Origin of the sequence: Pseudomonas atagonensis (genome assembly GCF_011369485.1) — a bacterium.
Lineage (GTDB): Bacteria > Pseudomonadota > Gammaproteobacteria > Pseudomonadales > Pseudomonadaceae > Aquipseudomonas > Aquipseudomonas atagonensis.
Genome location: NZ_VXCA01000025.1, coordinates 404047 through 422206 on the forward strand (window position 1 = coordinate 404047; position 18160 = coordinate 422206).

13 protein-coding genes are annotated in these 18160 nt (G+C 59.9%); 7 read left to right on the plus strand and 6 right to left on the minus strand.

What is annotated here, in order from left to right; translation table 11 throughout:
- Positions 1 to 143 precede the first annotated feature (143 nt).
- Positions 144 to 2294, plus strand: coding sequence for an autotransporter outer membrane beta-barrel domain-containing protein (locus tag F2P67_RS17435; protein ID WP_166221977.1), 2151 nt, complete (start codon positions 144 to 146; stop codon positions 2292 to 2294).
- A 122-nt stretch (positions 2295 to 2416) separates the two neighbouring features.
- On the opposite strand, the gene oadA is transcribed toward F2P67_RS17435, so the two are convergent.
- Positions 2417 to 4225: a sodium-extruding oxaloacetate decarboxylase subunit alpha gene (oadA, locus tag F2P67_RS17440; RefSeq protein WP_166221979.1), complete on the minus strand. Its 1809-nt coding sequence runs from the start codon at positions 4223 to 4225 to the stop codon at positions 2417 to 2419.
- Positions 4226 to 4236: 11 nt separating this feature from the next.
- Positions 4237 to 5652, minus strand: a complete 1416-nt coding sequence (locus F2P67_RS17445) for an acetyl-CoA carboxylase biotin carboxylase subunit (protein WP_025112637.1) — start codon at positions 5650 to 5652, stop codon at positions 4237 to 4239.
- A 190-nt stretch (positions 5653 to 5842) separates the two neighbouring features.
- Here F2P67_RS17445 and F2P67_RS17450 point away from each other — a divergent pair, with 190 nt between their 5' ends.
- The gene (locus F2P67_RS17450; RefSeq protein ID WP_166221981.1) at positions 5843 to 6805 is read left to right on the plus strand and encodes a LysR family transcriptional regulator; all 963 of its coding nucleotides are present in this window, start codon (positions 5843 to 5845) and stop codon (positions 6803 to 6805) included.
- On the opposite strand, the gene F2P67_RS17455 is transcribed toward F2P67_RS17450, so the two are convergent.
- The 3 genes from F2P67_RS17455 to F2P67_RS17465 form a co-directional block, all read right to left on the minus strand.
- Complete coding sequence (locus F2P67_RS17455) at positions 6747 to 6959, minus strand: PA3496 family putative envelope integrity protein (protein ID WP_166221983.1); 213 nt, start codon at positions 6957 to 6959, stop codon at positions 6747 to 6749. The genes F2P67_RS17450 and F2P67_RS17455 overlap by 59 nt on opposite strands.
- Positions 6960 to 7180: 221 nt before the next feature.
- Complete coding sequence (gene hexR / locus F2P67_RS17460; protein WP_007962240.1) at positions 7181 to 8047, minus strand: transcriptional regulator HexR; 867 nt, start codon at positions 8045 to 8047, stop codon at positions 7181 to 7183.
- 127 nt (positions 8048 to 8174) lie between these two features.
- Complete coding sequence (locus F2P67_RS17465; protein ID WP_166221985.1) at positions 8175 to 11048, minus strand: putative bifunctional diguanylate cyclase/phosphodiesterase; 2874 nt, start codon at positions 11046 to 11048, stop codon at positions 8175 to 8177.
- A gap of 257 nt (positions 11049 to 11305) precedes the next feature.
- Between F2P67_RS17465 and uvrD the strand changes: the two genes are divergently transcribed.
- The 4 genes from uvrD to F2P67_RS17485 all read left to right on the plus strand — a co-directional run bounded on the left by uvrD (position 11306) and on the right by F2P67_RS17485 (position 15603).
- Positions 11306 to 13489: a DNA helicase II gene (gene uvrD, locus F2P67_RS17470; RefSeq protein WP_166221987.1), complete on the plus strand. Its 2184-nt coding sequence runs from the start codon at positions 11306 to 11308 to the stop codon at positions 13487 to 13489.
- A 75-nt stretch (positions 13490 to 13564) separates the two neighbouring features.
- A complete protein-coding gene (locus tag F2P67_RS17475) occupies positions 13565 to 14005 on the plus strand; it encodes an EamA family transporter (RefSeq protein WP_102356657.1) in 441 nt (146 codons plus the stop codon).
- Between the two features lie 176 nt (positions 14006 to 14181).
- Entirely contained in the window at positions 14182 to 15057 is an 876-nt protein-coding gene (locus F2P67_RS17480) for a Tim44 domain-containing protein (RefSeq protein ID WP_166221989.1), read from the plus strand.
- Positions 15058 to 15195: 138 nt separating this feature from the next.
- Positions 15196 to 15603, plus strand: coding sequence for an SMI1/KNR4 family protein (locus F2P67_RS17485; protein ID WP_024164487.1), 408 nt, complete (start codon positions 15196 to 15198; stop codon positions 15601 to 15603).
- Positions 15604 to 15624: 21 nt separating this feature from the next.
- On the opposite strand, the gene F2P67_RS17490 is transcribed toward F2P67_RS17485, so the two are convergent.
- A complete protein-coding gene (locus F2P67_RS17490) occupies positions 15625 to 17388 on the minus strand; it encodes a cation:proton antiporter (protein WP_166221991.1) in 1764 nt (587 codons plus the stop codon).
- A 280-nt stretch (positions 17389 to 17668) separates the two neighbouring features.
- On the opposite strand from F2P67_RS17490, the gene F2P67_RS17495 reads away from it, so the two are divergent.
- Positions 17669 to 18151: an acyl-CoA thioesterase gene (locus F2P67_RS17495; protein ID WP_003229693.1), complete on the plus strand. Its 483-nt coding sequence runs from the start codon at positions 17669 to 17671 to the stop codon at positions 18149 to 18151.
- Positions 18152 to 18160 lie beyond the last annotated feature (9 nt).

An 18160-nucleotide genomic window follows, 5' to 3' on the forward strand; every position in this document is an offset into this window, starting at 1 on the left:
GAGCAAAATCACGGGATTCCGCTCTGGCCGACTTTTTCTACACAATGATCCGACGCCGCCTGCAAGGCTGCGGGAAGCGGCCGACATCGGATGTTGGGGTGCATCAATAGAGTTAAGTCTTCCTCCTGAAGAGACTTGAATTGATGCGCACTCAACACACCTATCAAGCAAAAAAACTGGCGCTATCGATTGCGCTGACGCTGGGTTGTACACCTTACGCATACGCTGACCAGACGCCTGCCCCGACACTGAATACTCAAGGATTGATCGAAATACTCGACACCTTCATCAATGACCCCACAACGATCAAACACCCTTACAAATCCAGGATCAGTGCAACTGACGGCGTTTCACTGCACCTTGATGACCGAAATGATCTGGTCTCCCTGCAGAGTCGCGGAAGCTTTGCCGGACTGGTGGATGGCGGGGGCGGCACCAATGTCATGCAACTCGACGCGGCGAAAGGAGGCACGCTGGGAAAGACCAGCAACTTCGATGGTCTGGAGGTCAAGCAAGGTGCATGGGTGCGCAGTGGCGACGGTGATTTCAATATTGGAGTACTGGTTCGGCCGAAGGCCTCGCTAACCAATGAAGGGAATATCACCGGGCAGGCATTGACCGAGGGAACGCTCGTCAATAACGGAGCAATCGTTGGTGATGCCACTGCGCTGGCTGGCGGAGTTCTCACTAACAACGGACTGATCGGCGGCAACGTTACCGTCCACAAGAACGGCCAGTTTGCGGGTTCCGGGGCCATGACAGACCTGAACGTCCACGGGCTGCTTTCAATTAATCAGGTACACGGAGCGCCAGCCGTCAAAGGCGATCTGAATCTGTCTCAAACAGCCGTATTGGCTTACGCGCTTGATCATGAGGGCAAGAGCCCGACCATTCAGGTGGATGGCGTCGCTCGCCTGGGCGATGCGACCCTCAAACTGGTGACTGCCGGCGACTACCCACAAAGCAGTCAGCACACGCTCCTCACAGCCGGGAAAGTTGAAGGCCGATTCGCCACAGTTGAAAACAATCTGGCCTTCATGACGCCCGAGTTGCAATACGATGAACAGAAAGTCGGGCTGACCTATTCGCGCAACGGGGTGGAACTGGAAAGCGTTGCCATCACCGACAATGGTCGTGCAGTTGCCGAGAGCATCGAAGAGCCACTGATTCCACAGCCAACACCGGTAACCGCCAATAGACCATCACCCACCGCAAGCCCGGCGATGGCGGCGCCTCAGTCTTCAAAACCGGCAAACGCCGCCGTCGTCGCCTTGCTGACAAGTGACAAAAACACCGCCCCTGTCGCCATCGAACAACTTGCCGCTGGCAGCAATGCCAACCTCGCCAAAGCCACGCTGAGCAGCAGTGCTCCTGTCAGCGCCAGCATGCTCTCGGCCATGCGGCAGCTGGATAAGCAGCCGGGCGCTGCGTACCACTCAGGCAACTCTCCCCGTCAGGCTGCCGGCGATCACAAGTCCGGCCGGGTCTGGGTTCAGGGACTCGGCCATGGAGGCAAGGTCGACCGCGATTTCGACAGCACGCTGAAGCACGCGACCCAAGGTCTGGTCTTGGGCGCCGATTGGCGTCTTGATGAGCAGTGGCACCTCGGTTTGCTGGCGGGTAAATCCCAGACCAGCCTCGACGCTCGTCAATACGACGGTGACCTCGACAGCTGGCACCTCGGTGCTTATGCCGTCAGGCAGGAAGGGCCGTTGGCCTGGCGTCTCGGCGCGACATATTCCAGCCATGACGGCAGCAGCAAACGGCGGGTGGCGTTCAATGGCTTCAAGGATCGTCTCGAAGGCGATTACAACGCCAGCACCCAGCAGGCGTTCGCCGAAGTCGGCTTCAATCTCGGCCGCCACAACGCGACCCTCGAACCGTTCGCCAGCCTCGGCTATCAGCGTTATCAACGCGACAGCTACAAGGAGAAAGGTGGCGACGCCGCATTGAAAGTCCATGGCCAGACCCGCGACAACCTCAGCAGCACCTTTGGTGTACGCACCGCGAAAATCAATCGCCTGAACAACGGTATGAGCCTGACGCCTCGCTTCAGTGCCGGCTGGAAACATACCTTCGGCGAACTCGACAGCGACACGCGCCAGCAACTGGTCAAGGGTGGGAAGCGTTTCGAAGTGGCGGGTGCCGCACTGGATCGAAACAGCCTGACCGTGGATGCAGGGCTCGATCTTGGCCTGTCGGCCAATCACACCCTTGGCGTCGGTCTGACTGGCGAGATGGGCACTGACAGCCGCAATCACGGCGTGATGGGGCAGTGGCGAATGGCGTTCTGATTCAACGCATGCGGGGGCGAGCAGGCTCGCTCCCTCTATCAATCCACTCAGGCAAATCGCAGACAAAAAAAGGGGGGCACATGCCCCCCCGAGGTTTAAAGCGTTGGATCGCGGCCGTTATTTCAGCCTTCGATTTCGATCAGGATTTCGCCCGGATTGACCCGGTCGCCTTTTGCGACGTGGATGGCCGTGACCTTGCCGGCAATGGCGGCCTGGACTTCGGTTTCCATCTTCATCGCTTCGGTAATCAGCACAGCCTGGCCAGCCTTGACGGTGTCGCCCTCCTTGACCAGCACATCAACGATGTTGCCCGGCATGGTGGTGCTGACGTGGCCCGGTGCCGAAGCTTGTTTGCGCTTGCTGCTGCCACCGCCGACGAATTCGTTGAGCGGTTCGAACACCACTTCTTCCGGCATGCCGTCGATGGACAGGTAGAAGTGACGCTTGCCTTCGGCCTTCACACCAACACCGGTGATGTCGACGCGGTAGGTTTCGCCGTGGACGTCAATGACGAACTCGGTCGGCACACCTTCACCACCGGCCGACGCGACTTTGCCCGCCTCGGGAATCGGCAGCAGCACTTCCGGCGTCAGGGTGCCGGCGGCACGCTCTTCGAGGAACTTGCGGCCGATGTCCGGGAACATGGCGAAGGTCAGTACGTCTTCTTCGGACTTGGCCAATGCACCGATGTCGGCACGCAGCTTGGTCATTTCCGGCTTGAGCAGATCGGCTGGACGCACGTCGATGACGTCTTCGCTGCCAATCGCCTGACGACGCAGTTTCTCGTTGACCACGCCCGGCGCCTTGCCGTAGCCGCCCTGCAGATACAGCTTCACTTCGTTGGTGATGGTCTTGTAGCGCTCGCCGGCCAGCACGTTGAAGAACGCCTGGGTGCCAACGATCTGCGAAGTCGGGGTCACCAGCGGCGGAAAACCGAGGTCTTCACGCACACGCGGGATTTCCGCCAGCACTTCGCCCATGCGGTTCAGTGCGCCCTGCTCTTTCAACTGGTTGGCGAGGTTGGAGATCATCCCGCCCGGCACCTGATTGACTTGCACGCGGGTGTCGACGGCGGTGAACTCGCTTTCGAACTGGTGGTACTTCTTGCGCACGGCATAGAAGTACAGACCGATTTCCTGCAGCAATTCCAGATTCAGGCCAGTGTCGTACTCGGTGCCCTTGAGCGCCGCGACCATCGACTCGGTGCCCGGGTGGCTGGTACCCGAGGCGAAACTGGAGATCGCGGTGTCGATGTGGTCGGCACCGTTTTCGATGGCCTTCAGTTGGCACATGGTCGCTAGGCCGGCGGTGTCGTGGGAGTGGATGAACACTGGCAACGACTGCTCGGCTTTCAATGCGCGAACCAGCTCGCCGGTGGCGTACGGGGTCAGCAGACCAGCCATGTCCTTGATCGCCACCGAGTCGCAACCCATGGCTTCCATCTGCTTGGCTTGCGCCACAAAAGCATCGATGGTGTGCACGGGGCTGGTGGTATAAGCGATGGTGCCCTGGGCATGTTTGCCCGCCGCTTTCACCGCTTCGATGGCGACGCGCAGGTTACGCACGTCGTTCATCGCATCGAAAATACGAAACACGTCGATGCCATTCACTGCAGCTTTGGCGACGAAGGCTTTGACCACGTCATCGCTGTAGTGGCGGTAGCCCAGCAGGTTCTGCCCGCGCAGGAGCATTTGCAGGCGAGTGTTAGGCAACGCGGCGCGCAGTTGACGCAGACGCTCCCACGGGTCTTCTTTCAGAAAACGTACGCAGGCATCGAACGTCGCGCCGCCCCAGCATTCCAGCGACCAGTAGCCGACTTTGTCGAGCTTGTCGCAGATCGGCAGCATGTCTTCGGTGCGCATGCGGGTGGCGAGCAGCGATTGGTGAGCGTCGCGCAGGATGGTATCGGTGACAAAGATCTTCTTGGACATTGTTGTATTCCTCACAGGCCTGCGTGGGCGGCGATGGCGGCGGCGATGGCCAGGGCCAGCTCTTCGGGTTTGCGCTTGATCGAGTAGTTGGTCAGTTCAGGATGACTTTCAACGAAGCTGGTATTGAACTGGCCGCTACGGAATTCCGGGTTGCGCAGGATTTCCTGGTAATACGCGGCGGTGGTTTTCACGCCCTGCAGGCGCATGTCGTCGAGGGCGCGCAGACCGCGATCCATCGCCTCTTCCCAGGTCAGCGCCCAGACCACCAGTTTCAGGCACATCGAGTCGTAGAACGGCGGGATGGTGTAGCCGGTGTAGATCGCTGTGTCGGTGCGCACGCCCGGGCCGCCGGGGGCGTAGTAACGGGTGATTTTGCCGAAGCTCGGCAGGAAGTTGTTCTTGGGGTCTTCGGCGTTGATGCGGAATTGCAGGGCAAAACCGCGATGCTGGATGTCTTCCTGCTTCACCGACAGCGGCAGGCCGGAGGCGATGCGGATCTGTTCGCGGACGATGTCGATCCCGGTGATTTCTTCAGTGATGGTGTGTTCTACCTGCACCCGGGTGTTCATCTCCATGAAGTACACCTCGCCCTCGGCGAGCAGGAACTCCACGGTGCCGGCGTTCTCGTAGCCGACAGCCTTGGCCGCACGCACCGACAGGTCGCCGATGTAGGCGCGCTGTTCCGGAGTCAGTTGCGGGCTCGGAGCGATTTCGATGAGCTTCTGGTTGCGCCGCTGGATCGAGCAGTCGCGCTCGAACAGGTGCACGACGTTGCCGAAGCTGTCGCCGAGGATTTGCGCTTCGATGTGCTTGGGATTGACGATGCATTTTTCCAGGAACACTTCCGCCGAACCGAAGGCCTTGGTCGCTTCGGAAATGACGCGGGGGAAATTCTGTTCAAGTTCTTCGCGGCTGTTGCAGCGGCGGATACCGCGACCGCCGCCACCGGAAGTGGCTTTGAGCATCACCGGATAACCGATGCGATCACCCTCGGCCAACGCTTCTTCGATGTCAGCGACGTTGCCTTCAGTGCCCGGCGTGACCGGTACGCCTGCCTTGATCATGCTGCGGCGCGCTTCGGTCTTGTCGCCCATGCGGCGAATGACTTCGGCCGACGGGCCAATGAATTTGATCCCGCGTTCGGCGCAGATGTCGGCGAGCTCAGCGTTTTCCGAAAGAAAACCGTAACCGGGATGCAGTGCATCGCAACCGGTTTCCACGGCGAGATTCACCAGCTTGCGCGGGTTGAGGTAACCGGCCAGTGGCTCGGCACCAATGCTGTGGGCCTCGTCCGCACGTTTCACATGCAAGGCATGACGGTCGGCGTCAGAAAAAATCGCAACCGAGCGAATCCCCATTTCGGCGCAGGCTCGCACGATTCGTACGGCAATCTCACCACGGTTGGCGATCAGGATCTTTGTTATCACTTGGAGGTTCCCTTGAGCCGGTGGCACCACGACCTGCTAGACCCAGGTCGACGCGTGACCAAATGTTTCAATTTAGTCGCAGGTCCACACTAGCGCTCACAAGGGATTAACAAAAATGAATAAAAATTGGGTCATGCATAAGTAAAGACTTATAGTTGAGACACTCACCTACGCCAAGAGCCCTAATAAAATGCGTAAGTCCTTGATGCGTATGACATTGCGTCAATTGCAGATCTTCAATGAAGTGTGCGATTTGCGCTCCTACAGCCGCGCAGCCGACGAAATGTCCCTCACCCAACCAGCCGTCAGCCTGCAGATTCGCCAGCTCGAAGAGCTGATCGGCCAGCCGTTGTTCGATTACGTCGGCAAAAAACTCTACATGACCGAAGCCGCAGAAGCACTTCAGCGAGCCAGTCGAGACATTTTCGGCCGACTGGAAAACCTCGATATGCAGCTGTCCGACATGCAGGGTTCGCTGCAGGGCCAACTGAAACTGGCGGTGGAATCCAGCGCCAAATATTTCGTGCCGCACCTGTTCGCAGCGTTCAAGCGTCAGCACCCGGAAGTGAATCTGCAACTGACCGTGGTTAACCGCGGCCAGGTAATTCGCCGGCTCTCGGACAACCGCGACGATTTGGTGATCATGTCGATGGTGCCGCAGGACATGGGCCTTGAGTTCTTGCCGTTCCTCAATAACCCGATTGTTGCCGTGGCGCGGCCGGATCATCCGTTGGCGCACATGGGCCCGCTGCGCCTGCAGGATCTTGAACCGTACACGCTGCTGATCCGTGAACCCGGCTCGGGTACGCGACTGGCCTGCGAAGAGTATTTCAAAGAGAAACGCGTGCACTTCACCCAGACCCAAGAGGTCGCTTCAGCCGAAGCGCAACGCGAATGCGTGGCGGCGGGTCTGGGCCTGGCGCTGTTGACGCGCCACGCCCTGAACCTGGAGCTGGCAACCGGCGGCCTGGTCGAGCTACCGGTCGAAGAGTTGCCGCTGTTCCGTAGCTGGTGCCTGGTGCAAGCCAAAGCAAAACGGCTGTCACCAGTGGCGCACGCCTTCCTGGCGTTTATTCGCAGCGAGCGCGTGCAGATCAGCGCGCTGGTTGAGCGTTTCGACGGGAAGCTGCCGGTGCTGCCTGCCAGTGGTTAATTTGCATATCCTCGGGAAAATCGCCGATTTCGGCCTGAAGCTGGCGAAGTTCGAAGCGATCTTCGATGGCGCGGCGAAATTCCATGCGGCGCTGGTCTTCCTGCTGACGACGGGTTTTCGCGGCGCTGTTGCGTTCTTCGTAGGGCTGAGCCATTTCGAGTCTCCCAAGGCGAGTACGGGAGTTTCACGATAGGCGGGAGGGATGACGGTTTGGCTGCTTCGGGATGACAGTGCGATGAATCTTACTGTGGCGATGGGATTTATCCCCGTTGGGCTGCGGAGCGGCCCGCAAGCCCGGAAGTACGATGTCGCTTGCGAAGATCTTGCGACTGCATCGCAGCCGAACGGGGATAAATCCCCTCGCCACAACAGCTATCAGTCGTCGAGGGCTTTTACGGCTTTAGGTGAGAGGCGCAAGCTGCGCAAACTGCGCTTCACACTCTTCAAGTGATTGACCAGGCTTGGCCCGCGCGCCATGGCCACGCCCATCGCCAACACATCAATCACTACCAGATGGGCGATCCGTGAGGTCAGCGGCGTATAGATTTCGGTGTCTTCGTGCACGTCGATCGCCAGGTTGACCGTCGACAATTCCGCCAACGGTGTCTGACTCGGGCACAAGGTAATCAACGAAGCGCCACTCTCGCGAACGAGGTTGGCGGTAATCAGCAGGTCTTTCGAACGCCCCGATTGGGAAATGCAAATCGCCACATCGGTCGGCTTCAGCGTCACCGCCGACATCGCCTGCATGTGGGGGTCGGAATACGCGGCCGCCGTGAGCAGCAAGCGAAAGAATTTGTGCTGCGCATCCGCTGCCACCGCGCCCGACGCACCGAAACCATAGAATTCGACACGCTGGGCCTGGGACATCAACGTCACGGCGCGCTGCAGTTCCACCGGATCGAGTTTCTCGCGAACCTCCATCAACGTGTGCAGCGTGGTGTCGAAAATCTTCAGGCTGTAATCGGCGACGGAGTCGTCTTCATGGATCGCGAACTGACCGAAGCTGGCGCCGGCCGCGAGGCTTTGCGCGAGCTTGAGTTTCAGATCCTGGAAACCGGAACAACCGATGGCCCGGCAGAAGCGCACGATGGTCGGCTCACTGATGCCGACGCTGTGGGCCAGGTCAGCCATGGAACTGTGCATCACGGCCGCAGGGTCAAGCAGCACGTGGTCGGCGACCTTGAGCTCCGACTTGCGTAACAGGTGACGTGACTGGGCGATGTGTTGCAGCAGATTCAAGGGGCTGGACTCTTCTTATGGGCGGGGATGTAGCACGCTTGTAGTTATACTACATGAATTGTCTTTTTGCCTGCTCAATGCGTAACTCCATGTCCCCGTATCAGGCACGATGGCGTACATGTAGCCCTTAAAGCGGTTTGTCCTGTTCGCGCAAAAGCCCGGCCAGAGCAGTCGCCTCTACCGGCCGACTGATCAGATACCCCTGCACTTCATCGCAACGTTCCTCGCGCAAGAATTGCAGCTGCTCCTGACGCTCTACCCCTTCCGCCACCACCTTCAGCGACAAGCCGTGGGCCATGGCAATGATCGCGCGCGTGATCGCCGCGTCCTCGCTGCCCTCCCCCAGCCCGCGAATGAAGGCCTGATCGATCTTCACGTAATCCACCGGAATGCGCTTGAGGTAACTCAGCGACGAATAGCCGGTACCAAAATCATCAATCGCCAGTTTCACCCCCAGATCACGCAGTTGCTGGAAGGTCGCGATGATGTGTTCGACGCTGTCGAGCAACTGGCTCTCGGTGAGTTCCAGCTCGAGGTAGTGCGGCGCCAGCCCGGTTTCCTCCAACACCTGGCGCACCAGACTGACCAGTTTGCCCTGACGCAATTGATGCACCGACAGATTTACCGAAACGCGGATCGGCTCCAGCCCTTGACGCTGCCACTCGCACGCCTGCCAGCAGGCCTGGCGCAGGACGAACTCTCCAATAGGCCCGATCAGCCCGGTCTCTTCGGCCAGACCGATGAAATCCCCCGGCGGCACCCGGCCCATGGTCGGATGATCCCAACGCACCAGTGCTTCGGCCGCGTTCAACCGCCCGGTTTCCAGACACAGCTTGGGCTGGTAAAACACTTTCAACTGCCGCTCTTCGATGGCTTTGCGCAACTGGTTTTCCAGCTGCAAACGTTCCAGCGTGCTGGCCTGCAGGCTCTCGGTGTAGAACTGGAAATTATTGCCGCCCAAATGCTTGGCGTGTTGCATGGCCATGTTCGACTGGCTGACCAGTGCAGAAATCTCTCGGGCGTTGTCCGGCAGCATGCTGATGCCCATCGAGGCGCTGACCACCAGCTCGTGCCCTTCGATGGTCAGCGGCAAGCGCAGCTTGGTCGACAAGCGCGTTGCGACGCGTGCGAGGCTCGACAAGTTGCCGTAGGCATCGAACAGCACCGCAAACTCGTCACCTGACAGCCGAGCGATGGTGTCGGCCTCCGGCAACGCATTGACCAGCCGCCGCGCCATTTTCTGCAGCAGTTGGTCGGCAACTTCATGCCCGAGGCTGTCATTGAGCAATTTGAAACGATCGAGATTGACGTGCAGCAGCGCCAGACTGCGTCGACCGCCCTGCCGCACTCGTTGATGGGCTTCGTGCAGGCGCTCACGGAACAGCGAGCGGTTGGCCAGCCCAGTGAGCTCGTCGTAGTGCGTCAGATAGCGCATGCGCTCTTCGGACTCGCGCCGCGCCGACAGATCGGCGAAGAAGCCGACGATATGGCTGACATTTCCCCGATCATCGCGCACCGCATTGAGCTGCAGCCACTGCGGGTACAGCTCTCCGTTCTTGCGCGTTTCCACCAATTCGCCCTGCCAGCTGCCGTGCTGTTCCAGCGCGTGACGGATCGCCACGTAGTGGCGGCGGGCATCGCGACTGCACGGTAGCTCGACCACGTTGCGCCCGAGCATGTCGTCGATGTCATAACCGGTGACGCGGCTGAATGCCTGATTGATCGCGATCAGCGCGTAATTCGGATCGAGAATCACGATGCCCTCGCTGGCAGCTTCAAACACCGTCGCCGCCAGCCGCTGCTGCTCTTCGAGGCTTTTGCTGGCGCTGATGTCGCGGCGGGTGCCAACCATGCGAATCACTCGCCCGCTGTCGCTGCGCTCCACGGCACGACCACGGTCTTCGATCCACACCCAATGGCCATCGCCGTGGCGCACGCGGTACTCGATCTGATAATCCTCGGTGCGGCCCTTCAGATGCTCGATCAGCGCGTGCTTGAGCGGTGGCACATCCTCCGGGTGCAGACGCGGGCGCAAATGCCGCAACAGCCCGGTGACGTACTCCGGATCAATGCCGAACAGTTCCTGAATCTGCGTGTGATGAACTTCATCGGTTTGCAGGTTCCAGTCCCACAATCCCAATTCGCTGGCCTTCAAGGCCAGCGCCAGACGCGCCTCGCTTTTGCTCAAGGCCTGATTGGCGATGTCCAGTTCACGGCTGCGCTGGGCGACGCGGTCTTCCAGTTCAACCTGCGCTTCGCGCAACTTGCCCTCGGCACAACGCCGATGCTCGATTTCCTTGGCCAGTTCCTGATTGAGCTGTTCGCTGCGCAGTTGCGTCTGTTGCAGGTGCTCGATCAGGTGTTGATTCTGAAAGCGCCGCAGCAGGCCGCGATCAATCAACCGATTGACCTGCCACGCCACCACACTCAACGACCCCAGCAGGATCAAGCCGAGCCAGCCCCACCCGCGCGCCTGCTCGTCGCCACCCCAGAACAGGTAGCTGATCGCCGGCAGCAGACAGGGCAAGGTGAAGGAGAGAAACGCTGGCAGGCTCACGGCGTAGGCGACGCTGGCCGAGAGTGTCGCCGCGCCGATCAGGCCGAACACCCAGGCCTGCTGCATGAAATTGTCGGCGGGCACAAGCGCAATGCCGGCGCCGGCGAGGGTCAGGCCGGTCATGGTCGAACCGAGCAAAAACATCCTGAACCAGATCGGTTGGGCCTGACGGTCGGGAATCGCCGAATCGAACGCCGCGACCTGAATCACCCGCAACGCCACCAGCGACAGCAACCACACCAGCCAGACGCTGACCACGAAGTAGCGCTGCGGGCTCCAGAGCAAACCGGCGCAGACCAGACCATTGATCAACATGAAGAGTGTGGGCAACAACGAGCCCTGATACAGCAGACGCGTGCGCTCGACCGCCATTTCGACGGCATAGTGCTTGCGGATAACCCGGGGTTCCACAGAGGGGCCCGACAGTTCGGAGCTGAGGGTCATGGGCAACGTTCTTGTTCTTATAAGGAGGGCGTGCGCCCGAAACGTGGACGGAGCATACACAAGCCCATCCCGTTGCCAAACTGCTCCAGATCATAATTTCATGGAAACTTTTCGCCGCCGGGCCACTGATAAAACCCGCAGAGCGAGACGGGCTGACGCCTACAGACAATGACCGACCGGTCGTCATCAGCAACACTTTCATCGGCTAATGCAAAGCTCGGTTTGCCCGGGCCTGCGGCGCACCCTAGAATGCCCCGATGCGCGATGATCTCTCCCTTCTGCTGAACTCCCTCAACGATGCCCAACGCCAGGCCGTAGCAGCCCCCGTTGGCCGTCAGTTGGTCCTGGCCGGCGCCGGTTCCGGTAAAACCCGAGTGCTGGTGCACCGTATCGCCTGGTTGATCCAGGTCGAAAACGCCTCGCCCCACTCCATTTTATCGGTGACCTTCACCAACAAGGCCGCTGCCGAGATGCGTCACCGCATCGAGCAGTTGCTGGGCATCAACCCGGCCGGCATGTGGGTCGGCACCTTCCACGGCCTGGCGCACCGCTTGCTGCGGGCGCACTGGCAGGAAGCAGGCTTGAGCCAGACCTTCCAGATTCTCGACAGCGACGACCAGCAACGCCTGGTCAAGCGAGTGATCCGCGAGCTGGGTCTGGACGAACAGCGCTGGCCGGCGCGTCAGGCGCAGTGGTTCATCAACGGGCAGAAAGACGAAGGTCTGCGTCCGCAACACATTCAGGCCAGCGGCGATTTGTACCTGGCGACCATGCGCGGCATTTACGAGGCCTACGAGGCTGCGTGCCAGCGCGCCGGCGTCATCGACTTCTCCGAACTGCTGCTGCGTGCCCTCGACCTGTGGCGCGACCACCCGGGCCTGTTGGCGCATTATCAGAAGCGCTTCCGGCACATTCTGGTGGACGAGTTCCAGGACACCAACGCCGTGCAGTACGCCTGGCTGCGTCTGCTCGGCAAGGGCGGCGACAGCCTGATGGTGGTCGGCGACGACGACCAGTCAATCTACGGCTGGCGCGGCGCGAAAATCGAAAACATTCATCAGTACTCGTCTGACTTCCCGGACTCGGAAACCATTCGCCTGGAGCAGAACTACCGCTCCACGGCCGGCATCCTCAAAGCCGCCAACGCCTTGATCGCCAACAACACCGGGCGTCTCGGCAAAGAGTTGTGGACGGATGGTGGCGACGGCGAAGCGATCAACCTGTACGCCGCGTTCAACGAACACGATGAAGCACGCTACGTTGTCGAAACCATCGAAAGCGCGCTGAAAACCGGCCTGGCTCGTAGCGATATCGCGATTCTGTACCGCTCCAACGCCCAATCGCGCGTTTTGGAAGAAGCCTTGCTGCGTGAGCGCATTCCGTACCGCATCTATGGCGGTCAGCGCTTCTTCGAGCGCGCAGAAATCAAGAACGCCATGGCTTACCTGCGTTTGCTGGAAGGTCGCGGCAACGATGCGGCACTGGAACGGGTGATCAACGTTCCGGCCCGTGGTATCGGCGAGAAAACCGTCGAAGCGATCCGCGACCACGCCCGCCACAGCGATGTGTCGATGTGGGAAGCGATGCGCCAACTGGTCGCCAACAAAGGCCTGACCGGTCGTGCGGCTGGCGCTCTCGGCGCGTTTATCGAGCTGATCGAAAACCTCGCCGCCAAGTGCATGGAAATGCCGCTGCACTTGATGACGCAAACCGTCATCGAGCAATCCGGTCTGATCGCTTATCACGAAGCGGAAAAAGGCGAAAAAGGCCAGGCCCGGGTAGAAAACCTTGAGGAACTGGTCAGCGCCGCGCGCAACTTCGAGAACACCGAAGACGACGAAGAGCTGACGCCACTAGCGGCGTTCCTCGGCCACGCGTCGCTGGAAGCCGGCGACACTCAGGCCGACGAGCACGAAGACAGCATTCAGCTGATGACCCTGCACAGCGCCAAAGGTCTGGAATTCCCGTACGTGTTTCTGGTGGGCATGGAAGAAGGACTGTTCCCGCACAAGATGAGCCTGGAAGAACCGGGGCGTCTGGAGGAAGAACGTCGCCTGGCCTACGTCGGCATCACCCGCGCCATGCAGAATTTGGTGATGACCTATGCTGAAACCCGACGCCTGTACGGCAGCGAAACCTACAACAAGGTCTCGCGATTCGTACGCGAAGTGCCGAAAGGCCTGATCCAGGAAGTGCGCTTGTCGAACAGCGTCAGCCGACCGTTCGGCGGCAATCAGTCGATGAGCGGCAGCAACCTGTTCAGTGGCGCCGAGATTCCGGAAACCGGACTCAGCCTCGGTCAGGCTGTGCGGCATTCGATCTTTGGCGACGGCGTGATCCTCAACTTCGAGGGCGCGGGTGCTCAAGCCCGGGTGCAGGTGAACTTCAGCGAAGGCAGCAAGTGGCTGATGCTGGGGTACGCGAAGCTGGAAGCTATTTAAGGGCAGCCCGTCGTTGCTCATCGTTCCCACGCTCTGCGTGGGAACGATCGGACACGAACACTGGAGGCAACATCCATGGGCTCAGGTTTCTTCTCTTCCTGGACATTCTGGGCTCTGCTCTCGGCGACTTTCGCCGCATTGACAGCGATCTTCGCCAAAGTCGGCATCGAAAACGTCAATTCCGATTTCGCCACCCTGCTGCGCACCATCGTGGTACTCGTCAGCCTGGCCTTGATTTTGTACGCCACGGGCCAATATCAGTCACTGGGATCGATTTCCGCCAAAAGCTATCTGTTCCTGCTGTTGTCCGGTCTGGGCACAGGTGCGTCGTGGCTGTGCTACTTCCGTGCGCTGAAAGTCGGGCCGGCTTCGCTGGTCGCGCCGGTGGACAAACTCAGCGTGGTGCTGGTGGCAGTGCTTGGTGTGATCCTGCTCGATGAAAAGCTCGACCTGCGTCAGTGGGGCGGCATCGGCCTGATCACGGCGGGAGTGGTGATGCTGGCGTTTCGTCGCTAAGCAGTTTTCTTACTGAACCTGTCTCACTTTCCTACAGCCAAAAGTACATGTCCTTATTGCCCCGACCGAGCTGAACGTAACCTGTCAGGCAAAAGCCCGAAACACTCTCTCGCTAGCCAGTAACACTTCAGCTGTGCAACATGGCGCGCGTGTCTCCACAAACGGGAATTCCCTTTATGAAACGTTTTCTTAGCATCGCCATGGCGTTGTGCATCGGCCTGACGATGAGCCTCGACGCCAACGCCAAGCGCTTTGGTGGTGGCAAAAGCGCCGGCGCTGCGCCGACGCACCAGACCAGCCAGATGGCTCCTTCTTCTCCAGGCATGGGCGGCGCTGCGGCGACCGCGGGTGCTGCCGGTGCCGCTGGCGCCGCCGCCAAGGCCGGCGGTGCTTCGAAATGGCTCGGCCCTCTGGCCGGCATCGCCGCCGGTGGCCTGCTGGCGTCCATGTTCATGGGCGGCGGCTTCCAGGGCATGCAGATCTTCGACATCCTGATCATGGCCGTGATCGCGTTCGTGATCTTCCGCTTCATCGCCGCCCGTCGACGCAAGCAGCAGGAGCAGTTCGCTCCGGCCGGCGCGCCGATGCAGCGTGAAGTGTTCGAGCAGAAGCCTGCTGCCATGGGTTCGATCTTTGGTGGCTCGGCTGCTCCCGCTGCCGCCCGTCCGGTGATCAACGCTCCGGCCTGGTTCAACGAAGAGCGCTTCCTTGAAGCCGCCCGCAGCCACTTCCAGGCGCTGCAGCAGCATTGGGACGCCAACGAAATGGACAAGATTGCCGAGTTCGTGACCCCGCAAATGTTCGAGTTCCTCAAGCGTGAGCGTGCGGATCTGGGCGACGCGTTCCAGTCGACCTACATCGACAACCTGCAGGTGCAACTGGATGGCGTGGATGACCGTGCCGACAAGACCATCGCCACCCTGACCTTCAGCGGTGTGTCGAAGACCTCGCGTTTCGACCAGGGCGAAGTATTCAGCGAAAGCTGGAACATGGAACGTCCGCAGGGCGACAACCAGCCTTGGCTAGTCGCCGGTATCCGCCAGAACGGCTGATCCCCGCCAGCGTTTCACTTGCTGTTATAAAAACCCCGGCTTCGGCCGGGGTTTTCTATTTCGCGGTTGCATCTATAGCGAGCTACTGTATAAACCGGCCCATATAAACCGCGCCATACAAGCAAGAGGATCCCGGACGTGGAAGAAATCATCGAACAACTGCGCGAAGCCAACGAACCCGTACCGGTTCCTTTGGAGTTGCCTGACGAAGACCAACTGGTAGAGATCGAAGAAGAACTCTTCATCAACATTCCGTTTGTCTTCAAAGAGTTTCTGCTGACCGTCAGCGACGTAGTTTACGGCAGCCTTGAGCCGGTGACCGTCACCGACCCGCAATCGCACACTTATCTACCGGATGTGGCGGCCAACGCCTGGGACGCCGGTGTGCCTCGCGACCTGATCCCGATCTGCCAGGACGGGGACAACTACTACTGCGTCGAAGAAGACGGCACGGTAGTGCTGTGGTCCGGCGAAGAAGAGCTGATCACTGAAGAGTCTTGGGAGTCGGTGTGGCACTGGGCGCGGGACGTCTGGCTGGAAAGCTGATCTGTCAGACGCCCCGGGTGGTCAGTGCCCCGACGACTCCTTGTGGTTGTCGAGGGTTTCCAGCAAGGCCACCTGCATCCGCGTGTGCACCCGGATGAACCAGCGCCAGAGCAGCGCCGCCACGGCGGCCGCAACCACGGCGATCAGTACCAGCAACTTGTTGGTCGGCAAAATACTGGCCGACAAGGCTGCCAGCAGCAGGAAAATCACCAACAGCGAGAGGATCGGGATCACTTCGGAGATCACCCGGCGTACTCGCTGCGTGTGCCGTCCGGCCATCTCTGGCTTGACGCCCATCTCCGCCAGCAGCATTGAAAGCGCCTTGAGCTTGCGATAGGCGGCGATCAGAAACGGCAACGACACCAACAACGCCCCGCCCCAGATCAACGCCTTCTGCCAGCTCGGGTCGCTGATCCAGTCCTGCAGCCATATCGAGATGCGCCCGGCGAAATACGCACCGGCGAAAAAGATCGCAATCACCAGCGCCAGGTTGACCCCGACCTGCAACAAAATTCGCCGGATCATCGACGCCAGCATCGCGCCCTCGCCTTGTGGCTGAATACTGCGCAGCCACTCGCCGTACATTCCGAATACTCGTCCGAGCCGCTTGGGCATGGCGGAAGACAGCTTGATCGACAGCGGATCAGCCGCACGAATCAAGTAGGGCGTCAGCAACGTGGTAATCACCGACACGGCCACAGCCACCGGATAGAGGAAGTTGCTGGTGACCTGCAGGGTCATGCCCAGCGCGGCGATGATGAAGGAAAATTCGCCAATTTGCGAAAGCCCCATCCCCACCCGCAGAGAGGTGCGTCCGTCATTGCCGGCGATAAACGCACCGAGGCCGCAGGACAACATCTTGCCCAGCACCACGGCGACGGTGATCACCGCGATCGGCCACGCATATTCCAGAAGAATCATCGGATCGAGCATCAGGCCGATGGCGACGAAGAAGATCGCGCTGAACAAGTCGCGTACCGGCTCGATCAGGCGCTCGATCTTCAGCAGTTGCCGCGACTCGGCCATGATCGCGCCGATCAGGAACGCCCCCAGCACCATACTGTATTCGAGCTTGACCACCAGCAGGCAGAAGCCGAAACACAGGCCCAACACGGTGATCAGCAGCATCTCGTTACTTTCGAATTTGGCGACATAAGCGAGCAAACGCGGCACCAGCAGAATGCCGATGACCAGCGCGACGATCATGAACAGCGACAACTTGCCGACCGTGGAAAATACCTCGCCGGAACTGACCGTGCCGCTGACCGCGATGCTCGAGAGCAAGGCGATGATGCCGATGCCGAGGATGTCTTCGACGATCAGCACACCGAAGATCAACTGGGCGAAACGCTCGTTCTTCATCTTCAGATCGTTCAGCGCCTTGACGATGATGGTGGTCGAGGAAATCGCCAGAATCGCACCCAGGAACAGCGAATCCATGGTGTTCCAGTCGAACCAGCGCCCAATCTCATAGCCAATCCAGATCATCAGGACGATTTCGAGGAACGCCGCGATAAACGCTGTGGCGCCAACCTTGAACAATTTGCGTAGGCTGAACTCCAGCCCGAGGCAGAACATCAGGAAGATCACGCCCAGCTCGGCGAGGGTCTTGATGGTTTCTTCATCATGAATGAGGCCGAATGGCGGCGTGTGCGGGCCGATAATGAATCCCGCGACGATATAGCCAAGCACCACTGGCTGTTTGAAACGGTGAAACAGCACGGTCACCACACCTGCGACCAACATGATCACTGCCAGATCCTGAATGAAACTGATGGCATGCATGGCGTGGGCTCCTTGAATGAAGAGGCTCGCGAACAGACGTCAGAAAAATCTGCGCGAGCCAGGTAAAAATCCGCTTTTCTTGTGGGAATTGCCCTCGGGGAGGGCTTTTGCAGGGTAACACCGCGACTTCCGCCGGGAAGGCGGTGCAATATATGGAAACAGATCGATCCCGGCGTGACGGCGGCCAGTCGCCCGGCGTCCCGATAACGGTGCTTTTGAAAAGCGACCAGGCGCCCGCAGAGGCGCTTCCAGCAAACCAGCCTTGATCCGTGAGAACGTTATGGAACCCGGAAACGCCCAACTGTCGATGACGGTACTGATGACCCCCGACATGGCCAACTTCTCTGGCAATGTCCACGGCGGCACCCTGCTCAAATACCTCGACGAAGTGGCCTACGCCTGCGCGAGCCGTTATGCCGGCCGCTATGTGGTGACCCTATCGGTGGATCAGGTGATTTTTCGCGAGCCGATCCATGTCGGTGAACTGGTGACTTTCCTCGCGTCGGTCAACTACACCGGCAACACCTCGATGGAAGTCGGTATCAAAGTGGTGACCGAAAACATCCGCGAACGCTCGGTGCGCCACACCAATAGTTGTTTCTTCACCATGGTCGCGGTTGACGATCAGCGCAAACCTGCCGCCGTCCCGCCACTGCAGCCGCAGAACAGCGAAGACAAACGCCGCTACATGCAGGCCCAGCAGCGCCGGCAGATTCGCCAGGAGCTGGAAAAGCGCTATCAGGAGATCAAGGGCGACGCCTGATCAGCCCTT